This is a genomic window from Pseudomonas sp. OG7, assembly GCF_014192825.1.
Classification (GTDB): domain Bacteria; phylum Pseudomonadota; class Gammaproteobacteria; order Pseudomonadales; family Pseudomonadaceae; genus Aquipseudomonas; species Aquipseudomonas monteilii.
In genome coordinates, this window is sequence record NZ_JACHYK010000002.1 from 456639 (window position 1) to 469930 (window position 13292).

Genomic DNA, 13292 nt, shown 5'->3' on the forward strand with positions numbered 1-13292 from the left:
TGAAGCCGCGACGAGGCACCACCGATGCTTACTTGCGAATGATGTTGTGCTCCGGCCCATACGGGAATCGGGTGATGTTCTCAGCGCCGTGGTCAGTGACGATCAGGATGTCATGCTCGCGATACCCGCCCGCCCCCAGTCGCCCTTCAGGCAGCATGATCATCGGTTCGATCGACACCACCATGCCCGGCTCCAGCACCGTGTCGATGTCTTCGCGCAGCTCCAGCCCGGCTTCGCGGCCGTAGTAGTGACTCAAGGTGCCGAACGAGTGGCCATAACCGAAGGTGCGGTATTGCAGCAGGTCGTGGCGCAGGAAAATCTCGTTCAGTTCACGGGCGATATCGCTGCAGCGCATGCCCGGACGTACCAGCTTCAACCCGGCCTCGTGTACCTCGACGTTGGCCTGCCACAGGCGCAGGTGCTCGTCCGGGCAATGGTCGAGGAACAGTGTGCGCTCCAGCGCGGTGTAGTAGCCAGCGATCATCGGGAAGCAGTTGAGGCTGAGGATTTCACCCTTGCCCACGCGGCGGCTGGTTACCGGGTTGTGCGCACCGTCGGTGTTGAGCCCGGACTGGAACCAGGTCCAGGTGTCCATCAGCTCGGCATCGGGGAAGCGCTTGGCAATTTCCCGGACCATCGCCTGGGTGGCATGCAATGCCACTTCATATTCAGGCACTTGATCGCGCAGCGCCTCTACCACCGCCGCACCGCCGATATCGGCCACCTGCGCGCCATGGCGAATCAGCGCCTGCTCCTCGGCCGACTTGATCATGCGCATGCGCATGCAGGGTGCACCGATGTCTACCAGCTCGGCCTTGGGGTAGCAGGCGGCGAGCTTGCCGTGGTTCTGCAGGTTGAGGTGGTCATGCTCCACGCCAATGCGCGAGGCCAGCGGCAGGGCCTGCTGGATGGCGACGAAGAAGTTGTCGCGCTGCCAGTCGGTGTAGACGATGTTGTCAGTGCCCACCGTGCGCCGCCAGGGTTGCCCGCCGTCGATGTTGGCACTGATCGAGACCACCTTGTCCTGGGTGATCACCAGCGCATAGGGGCGGCCGAACGAGCAGTAGAGAAAATCGCTGTAGTAGTTGACGTTGTGGTACGACGTGAAGATCGCCGCTTCGATGTCCTGCTCGTCCATGTAGGCCCGCAGCCGGGCATGGCGGGCCGCATATTCCTGGGCCGAGAAGGTTGGCTGCACCTTGTCGCCATTGCGGATTTTCAGGGTCTTGGGCATTTGCATGGTCGGGGTTCCTTGTCGTTGTAAGCACGCTGTTCAGGCTTGCCGCCTGAGACGCATTGCAACAGAACCGACGAGGACGCTTTTGTATCTATCCGACCTGGAATTGGCGGGATGGCCACTGCAAAGGGGGCGCGATGCGCCCCCGGAAACACTGCTACTTCAGGTCAAAGCGATCCAGCTCCATGACCTTCTGCCACGCGGCCACAAAGTCCCGGACGAACTTGTCACCCCCATCACTGCTGCCATACACCTCACTCAGCGCCCGCAACTGGGCATGCGAACCAAACACCAGGTCAACCCGGCTACCGGTCCACTTCACCTGCCCGGTCTTGCGATCGCGGCCTTCGAAGCTTTCGTTGTCTGCCGAAGTCGCCTTCCATTCCACGCCCATGTCCAACAGGTTGCGGAAGAAGTCATTGCTCAAGGTGCCGGGCTTGTCGGTGAACACGCCCTGCTTGCTGCCGCCATGGTTGGCGCCCAACACGCGCAGGCCACCGATCAGCACGGTCAGCTCCGGCGCGGTCAGGGTCAGCAACTGGGCCTTGTCCAGCAACAGCTTCTCGGCCTTGACGCTATAGCGAGCCTTGGTGAAATTGCGGAAACCATCGGCCAACGGTTCCAGCACGGCAAACGATTCGACATCGGTCTGCGCCTGGGACGCATCGACACGGCCCGGGCGGAACCCAACGCTGCCACTGTAGCCGGCATCCTTGGCGGCCTTTTCAACGGCGGCCGTACCCGCCAGCACGATCAGGTCGGCCATCGAGACCTTTTTACCGCCATTGTTGAAGTCGGCCTGAATCTTCTCCAGCGCCGCCAGCACCTTGTCTACACCCTGGTTTGCAGCCCAGTCCTTCTGCGGCGCCAGGCGCAAGCGGGCGCCATTGGCACCACCGCGCTTGTCGGAGCCACGGAAGGTCGAGGCCGATGCCCAGGCGGTGGAAACCAGCTCGCCCACGCTCAAGCCCGAAGCTAAAACCTTGGCCTTGAGGGCCGCGATGTCTTGTTCACTGAGAGTGGATGCCTCAGCTTTGGGCAACGGGTCCTGCCACAGCAGCTCTTCATTGGGCATTTCCGGGCCCAGGTAACGCGCAAGCGGGCCCATGTCGCGGTGGATCAGCTTGTACCAGGCGCGGGCGAAAGCATCCGCCAACTGCTCAGGGTTGTCCTTGAAGCGGCGAGCGATCGGTTCGTAGATCGGGTCGAAGCGCAGCGCCAGGTCGGAGGTGAGCATGGAAGGCGCGTGGCGCTTGGCCGGGTCATGGGCATCCGGCACGGTGCCTGCCCCCTTGCCCTCCTTCGGCCGCCACTGGTGGGCACCGGCCGGGCTCTTGGTCAGTTCCCAGTCGAAGTTGAACAGGTTGTTGAGGTACTCGTTGCTCCATCGGGTGGGGGTCGAGGTCCAGGTCACTTCCAGGCCGCTGGTGATGGTATCGCCACCCTTGCCGCTTCCGAACTTGTTGGCCCAACCCAACCCCTGCTGCTCCAGGCCTGCAGCTTCCGGCTCCGGGCCGACGTTGTCGGCAGGGCCGGCACCGTGGGTCTTGCCGAAGGCGTGGCCACCTGCAATCAGTGCCACGGTTTCTTCGTCGTTCATGGCCATGCGGCCGAAGGTCTCGCGGATATCCTTGCCCGAAGCCACCGGGTCGGGGTTACCTTCCGGCCCTTCCGGGTTCACGTAGATCAGGCCCATCTGCACGGCGGCCAGTGGGTTTTCCAGGTTGCGCTCGGCCGACAGGTCGCGGTTTTGCTCTTCGCCATGTTTGGCCGGTTCGGCCACCAGGTCACCCTGGCCTGGCGGCTGCGCCTTGACCTGGTCCTTGCCGTAGCGGGTATCGCCCCCCAACCAGACCTTTTCCGAACCCCAGTACACGTCTTCATCGGGCTCCCACACATCGGCACGCCCGCCCGAGAACCCGAACGTCTTGAAGCCCATGGATTCGAGGGCGACGTTGCCGGTAAGCACGATCAGGTCGGCCCAGGAAATCTTGTTGCCGTACTTTTGCTTGATCGGCCACAGCAGGCGCCGGGCCTTGTCCAGGCTGACGTTGTCCGGCCAGCTGTTGAGCGGGGCGAAACGCTGCTGACCCGAGCCGGCGCCACCCCGGCCATCACCAATGCGGTAGGTACCGGCGCTGTGCCAGGCCATGCGGATGAACAGCGGTCCGTAGTGGCCGAAGTCGGCGGGCCACCAGTCCTGCGAATCGGTCATCAAGGCGGTCAGGTCTTTTTTCAGGGCCTGGAAGTCCAGGCTCTTGAACGCCTTGGCGTAATCGAAGTCCGGGTCAGGGCTGGACTTGGACGAATGTTGGTGAAGAATCCTCAGGTTGAGCTGGTCAGGCCACCAGTCACGGTTGGTGGTGCCGCCACCTGCGGTTTGATGGAACGGGCATTTCGATTCGTTCGACATCTGCGGGTACCTTTGGGTCGGTTATCCAGATTTCCGGTCTATGCCAGGTGTTCTTTCAGCCGAGCGTGTGGGCTCGTGCTACCCCTCATCAGGTCTACACGGGGCTTGCGAAGCTGTCACGGCGGGCCGGTGCGGTCTTGCACGCAGGTGCTGACACACCGCCCGCTCGCGGAATTCGCGGGGCCAGGGGAAAGACTAGCCGAGCTTGGGCAGACTTCTAATAGAGTGGCTGTTAGGGGGTGATAGGCTGGCTCTGTCAGGCGTTGGCAGGCACATCCATACAAGGCAAGCAGGCCGCCCACATGCTTCAATACACCGCCAAGCCCTCTACCCCCGGAACCCGAGCCCAATGAACCGCAACGACCTGCGCCGCGTCGACATGAACCTGCTGGTGCTGTTCGAAGCCCTGATGATCGAACGCAACCTGACCCGCGTGGGTGAAAAGCTGTTCATCACCCAGTCCACCGTCAGCGCCGCCCTCGCCCGCCTGCGCGAGCTGTTTGACGACCCGCTGCTGATCCGTAGCGGCCGGGCCATGGAGCCCACGCCCAGGGCCATGCAGATCTTCGCCGAGCTGGGCCCGGCCATGGACGTGATTTCCGCCGCCATCAGCCGAGCCCGCGAGTTCGACCCGGCCAGCAGTTGCAACGTGTTCCGCCTGGGCCTGTCGGACGATGCCGAGTTCGGCCTGTTCCCAGCGCTTCTGCAGGCCCTTCGCGAAGAGGCCCCGGATATCAGCGTGGTGGTACGGCGTGCCAACTTCCTGCTGATGCCCGGCTTGCTGGCCAGCGGTGAAATTTCGGTCGGTGTGAGCTACACCACCGACCTGCCGGCCACCGCCAAACGCCGCAAGCTGCGTAACATCGGCGTGCGGGTACTGCGCGCCGACGACCGCCCCGGCCCGCTGACCCTCGACGAATACTGCGCCCGCCCGCATGTGATGGTGTCGTTCTCCGGCGACATGAGCGGCAATATCGACCTGGACCTGGCGCGCATCGGTCGTTGCCGCAAGGTGGTGCTGGCAGTGCCGCAGTTCGGCAGCCTGCGCGCCCTGCTACGCAATACCGAGATGATCGCCACGGTGCCGGACTACGCCGCCTGCGCCCTGGCCGACGACGGCAGCTTGCGCGCCGACCCGGCGCCGTTCGATATCACCGAGGCAGAGCTGTCGATGGTGTGGAGCGGTGCCCAGGACAACGACCCCGCCGAGCGCTGGTTGCGCGAGCGTATTTTGCAGTTTATGGCTCGGTAGGTGCTTGGCTGAAGAAGTTTGGCGTTTGTGAGATCGAGCGCCTCATTTACGCCGCTGCATCCACGCCGCCCCCAGCCCACTGAGGCAAATAACCGAAATACCCACCAGGCTCAAGGTATCCGGCACCTGGCTGTAGATCACGAACCCGAGCAACCCGGCAAACACGATCTGGCAGTAGCTGAACGGTGCCAGCAACGCTGGCGCCGCATGGCGGAAGGCCTGGGTCAGCAGCAGGTGCGCCGTCATGCCAAAGCCCCCCAACGCCAGCATCAGCAGCGCATGGTCCCAACGCGGCATTTCCCAGAAAAACGGCACCAGCGCACTCAACGCCAAGGTGTTGCACAGCCCCGCATAGAAGTTGCTGGTGGTCGGGCTGTCGTGCGCCGCCAGGATGCGCGTCAGCAGTTGGTAGAAGCAGAACCCCAGCGCCGAACCGAAGGGGTACAGAATGGCAGGGGTGAACATTGCTCCCCCCGGGTGTACTACCACCAGCACGCCGATAAAGCCCAACACCACCGCCACCCACTGCCCCACCGTCACCCGCTCTTTGAGCAGCGGCGCCGACAGCGCGGTGACCAGCACCGGGGCAAGAAAGTTGACTGCCGTGGCCTCGGCCAGCGGCAGGTATTGCAGGCCAGCGGTAAACAACAGGCTGGTGCTGAGCAGGCTCAAGGCACGCAGCGTCTGCAACAGCGGCCGACGGGTGCGCAGCACGTTCATACCCGACTTGGGCAGAAAGATGCCGGCCATCAGCAGCGTATGCACTAAATAGCGTGCCCACACCACCATGATGATCGGGTACAGGCCGCCAAGAAACTTGGACAAGGCATCGTGGCTGGCAAACAGAAACGTCGCCACCACGACGAGGGTGATGCCACGCAGAGGTTGGTTGACGCCGGACAGCGGTGTGCTGGAACTCATGGCTCTCTCGATGACGGCGCGCCAGCAGGCAGCGCCCAGGGAAGGCCGCACAGGCATGGCCTGGCGGGTGCAACAGTTCGGATTCTAGAAGAGATGGCGCAGCATAAGGAAGTTCAATTGCCGCTTGTCCAGGCCGACTGCAAATTCTGTTCGCTGATCGACCACTTTGTGCCCCGCGCGCATGGCCCGTGCAGTGCTGATCGCCGACCATCGACGGCGAACCCTGCACACCCTACAAGGAATTTACATGCAAAGGCTCACCACCCGTAACGGCCTGGCCCTGCCCGCAATCGGCCTGGGCACCTGGCCGATGACTGGCACCGCGTGCACCCAGGCCGTGCGCCAGGCGCTGGACGTGGGTTACCGGCACATCGATACCGCCACCGCTTACGACAACGAAGCGGCTGTCGGCCAGGCCCTGCGCGACAGCGACGTGCCGCGCGAGCAGATCCACCTGACCACCAAGGTGTGGTGGGACCGCCTGGAACCCAAGGCCATGCGTCAGTCACTGGAAGACAGCCTGCGCGCGCTGGGCACCGAGCACGTCGACCTGTTCCACATTCACTGGCCCGGCCAGGACTGGGACCTGGCCCGCAGCATCGAAACGTTGGTAGCGCTGCGTGACGAAGGCAAGGCGCGGCACATCGGCGTGGCCAACTTCCCGCTTGGGCTGCTGCGCCAGGTGATGGAAACCCTGGGCGCACCGTTGTCGGCGATCCAGGTGGAATACCATGTGCTACTTGGCCAGCAACCGCTGCTTGATTACGCGCGCCGCCATGACCTGCTGCTCACCGCCTACACCCCACTGGCCCGTGGCCAGGCAGCGGCGCAGCCGGTCATGCAGGAAGTTGCCCGTAAGCATGGTGTGCTGCCTGGCCAGGTGGCACTGAAATGGCTGCTGGACCAGGACGGCGTAGCGGCGATCCCCAAGGCCAGTAGCCGCGAAAACCAACTGGCCAACCTGGCAGCGCTGGACGTGCAACTGGATGACGAAGACCGTGCGGCGATTGCCGGGTTGCCGAAGGATCAGCGCGTAGTGAGCCCGGCGTTTGCGCCGGACTGGAATAGCTGAAATTCATAAGCGCGACACAGGCCTTGTGGGAGCGGGCACGCCCGCTCCCACAAGGATTGCACAAGTTTTTAGATTTTGAGTAAGACCGCGTAAGCCGTCAGCCTGGCGTAATGACCTGCTTCAACCGCTCGCTCGCCGGTGCCGGCCGCCCGTACAGGTAACCCTGAAAGTGCGAACACCCTTCCGCCGCCAACCGACGCATCTGCTCTTCCGACTCCACCCCCTCGGCCGTGGTCTTGATCATCAGGCTGTTGGACAGGTCGGTAATGGCGCGAATGATCGACATTGCTTCGCGGCTGTCGCACATGTCGTGCACGAACGACTTGTCGATCTTGATCCGGTCGAACGGGAACGACCGCAGGTACCCCAACGATGAGTAGCCGGTCCCGAAGTCGTCCAGCGAAATGGACACACCCAGGTCTTTCAGCGCACGCAAGGTGCGCACGTTTTCTTCGCTGTTGCCCAGCAGTACCGATTCGGTAATTTCCAGCTCCAGCCGCTGCGGCGGCAGGCCTGAGTCGGCCAGCGCCAGGGCGACAATATGGACAAGGTTGCCATTTTTGAACTGCACGGCCGACAGGTTGACCGACACGGTCTGCTCGCTGTCCCAGCTGGCCGCCTCCTGGCAAGCCAGGTTCAGTGCACGCGTGCCCAGTTCGTGGATCAGCCCGGTTTCTTCAGCGATGGGGATGAAGTCCATGGGCATGACCATGCCACGGGTCGGGTGCTCCCAGCGCAGCAACGCCTCGTAACCGGTAACGCTGCTGGTCTGCTGGTCGACCACCGGCTGGTAGTGCAGCTGCAGCTGGCCCAGATGCAGCGCGGTACGCAGGTCGGTTTCCACCAGGCGGCGCTGGCGGGCCGCGACGTCCAGCTCGACGTCGAAACACTCGTAGCGGTTGCGGCCATTGCGCTTGGCCTCGTACAGCGCCATGTCGGCATAACCGAGCAATTGCTCGGCCTGGTCGTTGTCATCGGGGGCGATGGCAATGCCGATGCTGACCCCCACAGTGAACTGGTGCCCCTCGATCTGGAACGGCGGGCAGATGGCGTTGATCAACCGCTGCGCGGTGTTGCATGCGGCATCTCGGCCATCCAGGCCGGTCAGCACCACGGCAAACTCGTCACCACCCAGACGCGCCAGAGTGTCGTGCTCGCGCAACTCGCGGCGCAGGCGTTTGCCCAGCTCGCGCAGCAGCTTGTCGCCAAAGGCATGGCCCAACGAGTCGTTGATGTTCTTGAAATTGTCCAGGTCCAGGCACAAGGCAGCGGTCAGCTTGGCGTTTTCGCTGCCGCGCACCAGGGCCTGTCGCAGGCGTTCGTTGAACAGCGTTCGGTTGGGCAACCCGGTGAGCGCATCATGGTGCGCCATGTGGTGGATCTGCGCATGGGCGGCCAACTCTTCAGTGGCGTCCTCGGCGACGAAGAGCACGTAGTCAGCCTGGCCCTCGCGGTTCTGGCTGAGCAAGGTGCGGCTGCGAAGGGTGCGCGGGCCGCGGGCCGTGTCGACGCGGGTTTCGGCGGCATGGCCCTTGGTACTGCGGGCACCACGCGCCAGTTGCTGCTCAAGGTAGCCGGCCGCTGCGGGGGCAAGGCAGTCACCGGGCAACTGACCGATCATGCTGCGCCCCGGCCCGCCGAACAGGCGCTCGGCCTGCTGGTTGGCCAACAGGATGCGCTGGCTTTCCAGGTCCTGGACGATGACGCTGGCAGGAATGTTGGCAATCACCGAATCCAGGAACTGAGACAGCTTGGTCATTTCCTGGCTGTACTGCTCGGCCAGTTCCTTGGCCTTCAGCAGCTCCTGCTCCTGGTGGTGGCGCTCGCAAATGTCGCGGGTGACCTTGGCGAACCCCACCAGTTGCCCGGCATCGTCATGCACCGCTTCGATGACCACATGGGCGTGAAAGGCAGTGCCATCCTTACGCAGGCGCGAACCCACTTCTTCAAAGCGCCCGGTGCTGCGCGCCTGCTCCAGGTTCAGCGCCGGCAGCCCGGCTGCACGCTCGGCATCGGTGTAAAACAACGAGTAATGCTGGCCGACAATTTCATCGGCATGGTAGCCCTTGGCACGTTGGGCACCTGGGTTCCAGTTGGCGACAATACCCTCGGGGGTGAGCAGGTAGATGGCATAGTCCACCACGCTCTGGATCAACAGCCGGTACATGATGTCGGGGTTTGCAGCTAGCGACATGAACTTTACCTGAACCCTCGAGGGGCATGAGAAGGGACCCCGGCACACTGTGGCCGGGTCTTGGTATGCGTTGATGGCATTATGCCGCTCATGACGATTTTGTGAAGCGGCTCACAAAAATCTCGCTATTCCCCTTCAAGGACGAACGAAGACAGATACAGCCTCAATGGCGGGTGCCACTCACCAGGAAATTCAGCAAGTCAGGCTCATCGTCCAAGGCAATCGCCTGTGCCGGGCGCGACAGGTTCGCCAGCACAGCCTTGCAGAACGCCACAGCGGGCGGATCCTGTGCGTAGCAGCGCAACAACCAGTCGCCCTCACCGCTCAACAACTGCAACGCCACCGCCTGCCCAATACCCTGGCGGCGGTATTTCTTCAGGATGAACAGGTCGGCCAGTTCGAGGGCATCGAGGCCCGGCAGCTCGCTGCGTTCCACCAGTACGAAACCGGCGATGAAGCCGTCCGCCAGCACCAGGTAGGCGCCCCAACCGTCGTCCTGCCAGTAGCGCTGCAGGTGCTCGTCGTGGATGTAGAAGCGGCCATCCACTTCAACATCTTCCTGCTCCCAGTCGGAGGACTCGTAAGAGTAGAACTGGTAAAGGTTGCGGATGAGCGGGGCCTGGTCGGCGGTAGTCGGTAACAGTGCAATCGGGAGCATGGTGCGGGCTCGGGGTAAAAGGCCGATTCTAGATGACAAGCGGCCGACAGCAAAAAGCCCAGGCCCTCCCCGCACGGAAAGGCCCAGGCCAAAACACTGTGAATCAAGGCTAGAACTCAGCCCTCCTGCAACGCACGCGGCCGATGGCTGCGCGCTTCGGCCTCCGGCGCTGCAGCCGCCTGCAGGTGGAAGTCGAACGCCAGTTCGGCAAAGCGCTCGCCCTGAACACCGCGATCACGCGCGGCAGCGGCATCTTCGACAAAGCGCAGCTCGCCAATCAACCCGTCACGGGTGGCGTAGGCGAAGTCATCCCACAGGTACTTGTCGCCCTCGAAGTTGATCTGCGTGGTCAGGTGGCGGAACCCAGGTGCCGAGATGAAGAAGTGCACGTGCGCCGGGCGCTGGCCGTGGCGGCCGAGCAGGTCCAGGCATTCCTGGGTCGGGCCCTGCGGGTCGCAGCCGTACCCCGACGGCACGATGGAGCGCGCACGGTAGCGGCCCTCGGCATCGGTGATGATGCGGCGGCGCAGGTTGTATTCGGACTGAGTCGAATCGAAGTACGAATAAGTGCCCTGGGTGTTGGCGTGCCAGAGGTCGACGGTGGCACCGGCGAGCGGCTTGCCGTCGGCATCGAACACCTGGCCCTGAAGGAACATCACCACACCCGGATCGGTGCCGTCATCCATGCGCGCTTCGCCTTGCGCCAGCGGCGCACCGGCCACGTACAGCGGGCCTTCGATGGTGCGCGGTGTGCCGCCACCCAAGCCGGCTTCGGCGTCCTTGGCGTCTTGCAGCAGGTCGAGGAAGTGCTCGATACCCAGGCCTGCGGCCAGCAGGCCCGCCTCGTTACGGCCGCCCAGGCGGTTGAGGTAGTCAATGGCGTGCCAGAATTCGTCTTCGGTGATTTCCAGGTCTTCGACCAGGCGCGCGGTGTCCTGCAGGACGCGCAGGATGATCTGCTTGAAGCGTGGGTTGCCCTCGGCATGGTCCAGGCCTGCCACCTTGTTGAAGAAGGCTTGAACATCGGCAGTGTGGGAAATTTTCACGGTCATCGTGCTTACCTCGTATTGTTCTTGTCGGGTAGTCAGGTGCGAATCAGCGGTCGTCGCTGTGGATCGACGAAGGGTGCCGGCACAGGCCGTTCACCTCGATGTCCATGTACGGGAACAGCGGCAGTTGCATCAGGGTATCGTGCAGCGCCTCGACGCTGGGCACATCGAACACGCTGTAGTTGGCATAGTGCCCGGCAATGCGCCACAGGTGGCGCCAGGTACCTTCGCGCTGCAGGCGCTGGGCCAGTTCCTTTTCGTCGGCCTTGAGCCGGGCGGCCTTGGCCGGGTCCATGTCGACGGGCAGTTTCACGGTCATCTTCACGTGGAACAGCATGATTATCTCCTTGTTTGCTGATCAGCGACGGGCGAAACGCGCCAGGCGCTGTTCGTCCAGGGTCAGGCCCAGACCTGGGGTACGGGGAATGTGCAGCTGGAAGTCGCGGTACTGCGGCGGCTCGTTGACGATTTCTTCGGTCAGCAGCAGCGGGCCAAACAGCTCGGTGCCCCAGGTGAGTTGGCGCAGGGTGAGGAAGGCGTGGGCCGACGCCAAAGTGCCGATCGAACCTTCGAGCATGGTGCCGCCATACAGGGCGATACCGGCGGCCTCGGCGATTTGCGCAGTACGCAGCACGGCACGCGGGCCGCCGTTCTTGGCGATTTTCAGGGCGAAGATGCTGGCCGCGCCGTCGGCGGCCAGGCTGAAGGCGTCCTCGACGCTTTCAATCGATTCATCGGCCATGATCGGTGCCGGGCTGCGCTGGTTCAGGCGCACCTGGCCACCCCGGTTGATGCGTGAAATCGGTTGTTCGATCAGGTCGATGCCGTTGTCGCCCAGTACCTGGCAGGCGCGAATGGCCTGGGATTCGTCCCAGTACTGGTTGACGTCGACGCGCACGCTGGCGCTGTCGCCCAGCTCACGCTTGATGGCCACCACGTGCTTGAGGTCTTGCTCCACCGGGTTGGCACCGATCTTCAGCTTGAACACACGGTGACGGCGAATTTCCAGCATGTGCTGAGCTTCGGCGATGTCGCGGGCAGTGTCGCCACTGGCCAGGGTCCAGGCCACTTCCAGGCTGTCACGCACACGGCCGCCCAGAAGCTCGCTGACCGGCAGGCCCAGGCGCTTGCCCTGGGCGTCGAGCAACGCGCTTTCGATACCCGATTTGGCAAAGGTATTGCCCTTGGCCAGCTTGTCCAGCTTGAGCATGGCGGCGTTGATGTTGTCTGCCGCCAGGCCGATCAGCGCAGGCGCCAGGTGCGCGTCGATGTTGGCCTTGATGCCCTCGGGGCTTTCGTAGCCATAGGCCAGGCCGCCGATGGTGGTGGCCTCGCCGATACCTTCCACGCCATCGCTGCAGCGCACGCGCAATACCACCAGGGTCTGTTGCTGCATGGTGTGCATTGCCAGCTTGTGCGGGCGAATGGTCGGCAGGTCGACGATAATTGCTTCTATGCGTTCAATCAGCGCGCTTGTCATTGTAGCCAGGTCCCGTCAGGTCGGGCTGCCAGTGGCAATCCCGAATGGTGCATTTACTTGCGTGTTCAAGGATTGCGCGAGACCCTGGTGACCGTCCAATATCAAATGAATCTCCCACCATACCCTGGAGGTCTTGTGGAGCTGCGCCACCTGCGTTACTTCAAAGTCCTGGCCGAAACCCTCAATTTCACCCGCGCCGCCGAGCTGCTGCACATTGCCCAGCCACCACTGAGCCGGCAGATCAGCCAACTGGAGGACCAGCTCGGTACCCTGCTGGTGGTACGCGAACGCCCGCTGCGGCTGACCGAGGCGGGTCGCTTCTTCTATGAGCAGACCTGCACCGTGTTGCAGCAATTGCAGAATATCAGCGACAACACCCGGCGTATTGGCCAGGGCCAGCGCCAGTGGCTGGGCATCGGCTTTGCCCCCTCGACCCTGTACAACGTGCTGCCGGAGCTGATCCGCGAGCTGCGCCAGGACAGCGAGCTGGAGCTGGGCCTGAGCGAGATGACCACGCTGCAGCAGGTAGAAGCGCTGAAGAGCGGGCGTATCGATATCGCTTTTGGGCGCATTCGTATCGATGATCCCGCCATCCACCAGCAGGTTCTGCGTGAAGACCCGCTGGTGGCCGTGCTGCCCAAGGGCCACCCGCTGGCGGGCCCCCCACTTACCCTGGCTCAATTGGCAGGCGAAGCGTTCATCCTCTATCCGGCCAACCCTCGGCCCAGTTATGCCGACCATGTGCTGGCGCTGTTCGCCCAGCACGGCATGAGCATTCGCGTCAGCCAGTGGGCCAACGAACTGCAAACCGCCATCGGCCTGGTGGCGGTGGGCGTGGGGGTGACCTTGGTGCCGGCGTCGGTGCAACAGCAGCACCGTACCGATATCGAGTATGTCGGTTTGCTGGATAGCGGCGCGGTGAGCCCGATCATTCTTAGCCGCCGCAAGGGGGATGTGAGCCCGGTCGTGCAACGGTGCATGGCGTTGATCGAACGGCAGGCTGGATGAGCAAAACC

The 13292-nt window shown here is 63.3% G+C and carries 11 protein-coding genes; 3 read left to right on the forward strand and 8 right to left on the reverse strand.

Annotated features, from left to right (window positions below; translation table 11 throughout):
* Window positions 1–28: 28 nt before the first annotated feature.
* Window positions 29–1240, reverse strand: a complete 1212-nt coding sequence (locus FHW75_RS06595; protein WP_019097865.1) for a M24 family metallopeptidase — start codon at window positions 1238–1240, stop codon at window positions 29–31.
* 154 nt (window positions 1241–1394) lie between these two features.
* Window positions 1395–3650 carry a catalase/peroxidase HPI gene (katG, locus tag FHW75_RS06600; protein WP_183673361.1) on the reverse strand — a complete coding sequence of 752 codons (2256 nt, stop codon included), beginning with the start codon at window positions 3648–3650 and terminating at the stop codon, window positions 1395–1397.
* A 349-nt stretch (window positions 3651–3999) separates the two neighbouring features.
* Here katG and FHW75_RS06605 point away from each other — a divergent pair, with 349 nt between their 5' ends.
* Entirely contained in the window at window positions 4000–4902 is a 903-nt protein-coding gene (locus tag FHW75_RS06605) for a LysR family transcriptional regulator (RefSeq protein ID WP_019097866.1), read from the forward strand.
* Window positions 4903–4944: 42 nt separating this feature from the next.
* Here the strand turns inward: FHW75_RS06605 and FHW75_RS06610 are convergent, their stop codons facing one another.
* Window positions 4945–5823, reverse strand: a complete 879-nt coding sequence (locus FHW75_RS06610) for a DMT family transporter (protein ID WP_016715684.1) — start codon at window positions 5821–5823, stop codon at window positions 4945–4947.
* Between the two features lie 247 nt (window positions 5824–6070).
* On the opposite strand from FHW75_RS06610, the gene FHW75_RS06615 reads away from it, so the two are divergent.
* Entirely contained in the window at window positions 6071–6895 is an 825-nt protein-coding gene (locus tag FHW75_RS06615) for an aldo/keto reductase (RefSeq protein WP_183673363.1), read from the forward strand.
* 97 nt (window positions 6896–6992) lie between these two features.
* Here the strand turns inward: FHW75_RS06615 and FHW75_RS06620 are convergent, their stop codons facing one another.
* The 5 genes from FHW75_RS06620 to FHW75_RS06640 all read right to left on the reverse strand — a co-directional run bounded on the left by FHW75_RS06620 (window position 6993) and on the right by FHW75_RS06640 (window position 12276).
* Window positions 6993–9089: a bifunctional diguanylate cyclase/phosphodiesterase gene (locus tag FHW75_RS06620; RefSeq protein ID WP_183673365.1), complete on the reverse strand. Its 2097-nt coding sequence runs from the start codon at window positions 9087–9089 to the stop codon at window positions 6993–6995.
* A 163-nt stretch (window positions 9090–9252) separates the two neighbouring features.
* Window positions 9253–9747 carry a GNAT family N-acetyltransferase gene (locus FHW75_RS06625; RefSeq protein WP_019097868.1) on the reverse strand — a complete coding sequence of 165 codons (495 nt, stop codon included), beginning with the start codon at window positions 9745–9747 and terminating at the stop codon, window positions 9253–9255.
* Between the two features lie 116 nt (window positions 9748–9863).
* The gene (gene catA / locus FHW75_RS06630) at window positions 9864–10799 is read right to left on the reverse strand and encodes a catechol 1,2-dioxygenase (protein WP_027609068.1); all 936 of its coding nucleotides are present in this window, start codon (window positions 10797–10799) and stop codon (window positions 9864–9866) included.
* A gap of 43 nt (window positions 10800–10842) precedes the next feature.
* Window positions 10843–11133, reverse strand: a complete 291-nt coding sequence (gene catC, locus FHW75_RS06635; RefSeq protein ID WP_060497109.1) for a muconolactone Delta-isomerase — start codon at window positions 11131–11133, stop codon at window positions 10843–10845.
* Window positions 11134–11154: 21 nt separating this feature from the next.
* Window positions 11155–12276 carry a muconate cycloisomerase family protein gene (locus FHW75_RS06640; protein WP_060497110.1) on the reverse strand — a complete coding sequence of 374 codons (1122 nt, stop codon included), beginning with the start codon at window positions 12274–12276 and terminating at the stop codon, window positions 11155–11157.
* Between the two features lie 135 nt (window positions 12277–12411).
* Between FHW75_RS06640 and catR the strand changes: the two genes are divergently transcribed.
* The gene (gene catR / locus FHW75_RS06645) at window positions 12412–13284 is read left to right on the forward strand and encodes an HTH-type transcriptional regulator CatR (protein ID WP_019097871.1); all 873 of its coding nucleotides are present in this window, start codon (window positions 12412–12414) and stop codon (window positions 13282–13284) included.
* Window positions 13285–13292: the final 8 nt, after the last annotated feature.

Bases quoted from the DNA above. Each gene is read 5' to 3' on its own strand.
- FHW75_RS06595 (WP_019097865.1), bottom strand. From the start codon at position 1,240: ATGCAAATGCCCAAGACCCTGAAAATCCGCAATGGCGACAAGGTGCAG.
- katG (WP_183673361.1), bottom strand. From the start codon at position 3,650: ATGTCGAACGAATCGAAATGCCCGTTCCATCAAACCGCAGGTGGCGGC.
- FHW75_RS06605 (WP_019097866.1), top strand. From the start codon at position 4,000: ATGAACCGCAACGACCTGCGCCGCGTCGACATGAACCTGCTGGTGCTG.
- FHW75_RS06610 (WP_016715684.1), bottom strand. From the start codon at position 5,823: ATGAGTTCCAGCACACCGCTGTCCGGCGTCAACCAACCTCTGCGTGGC.
- FHW75_RS06615 (WP_183673363.1), top strand. From the start codon at position 6,071: ATGCAAAGGCTCACCACCCGTAACGGCCTGGCCCTGCCCGCAATCGGC.
- FHW75_RS06620 (WP_183673365.1), bottom strand. From the start codon at position 9,089: ATGTCGCTAGCTGCAAACCCCGACATCATGTACCGGCTGTTGATCCAG.
- FHW75_RS06625 (WP_019097868.1), bottom strand. From the start codon at position 9,747: ATGCTCCCGATTGCACTGTTACCGACTACCGCCGACCAGGCCCCGCTC.
- catA (WP_027609068.1), bottom strand. From the start codon at position 10,799: ATGACCGTGAAAATTTCCCACACTGCCGATGTTCAAGCCTTCTTCAAC.
- catC (WP_060497109.1), bottom strand. From the start codon at position 11,133: ATGCTGTTCCACGTGAAGATGACCGTGAAACTGCCCGTCGACATGGAC.
- FHW75_RS06640 (WP_060497110.1), bottom strand. From the start codon at position 12,276: ATGACAAGCGCGCTGATTGAACGCATAGAAGCAATTATCGTCGACCTG.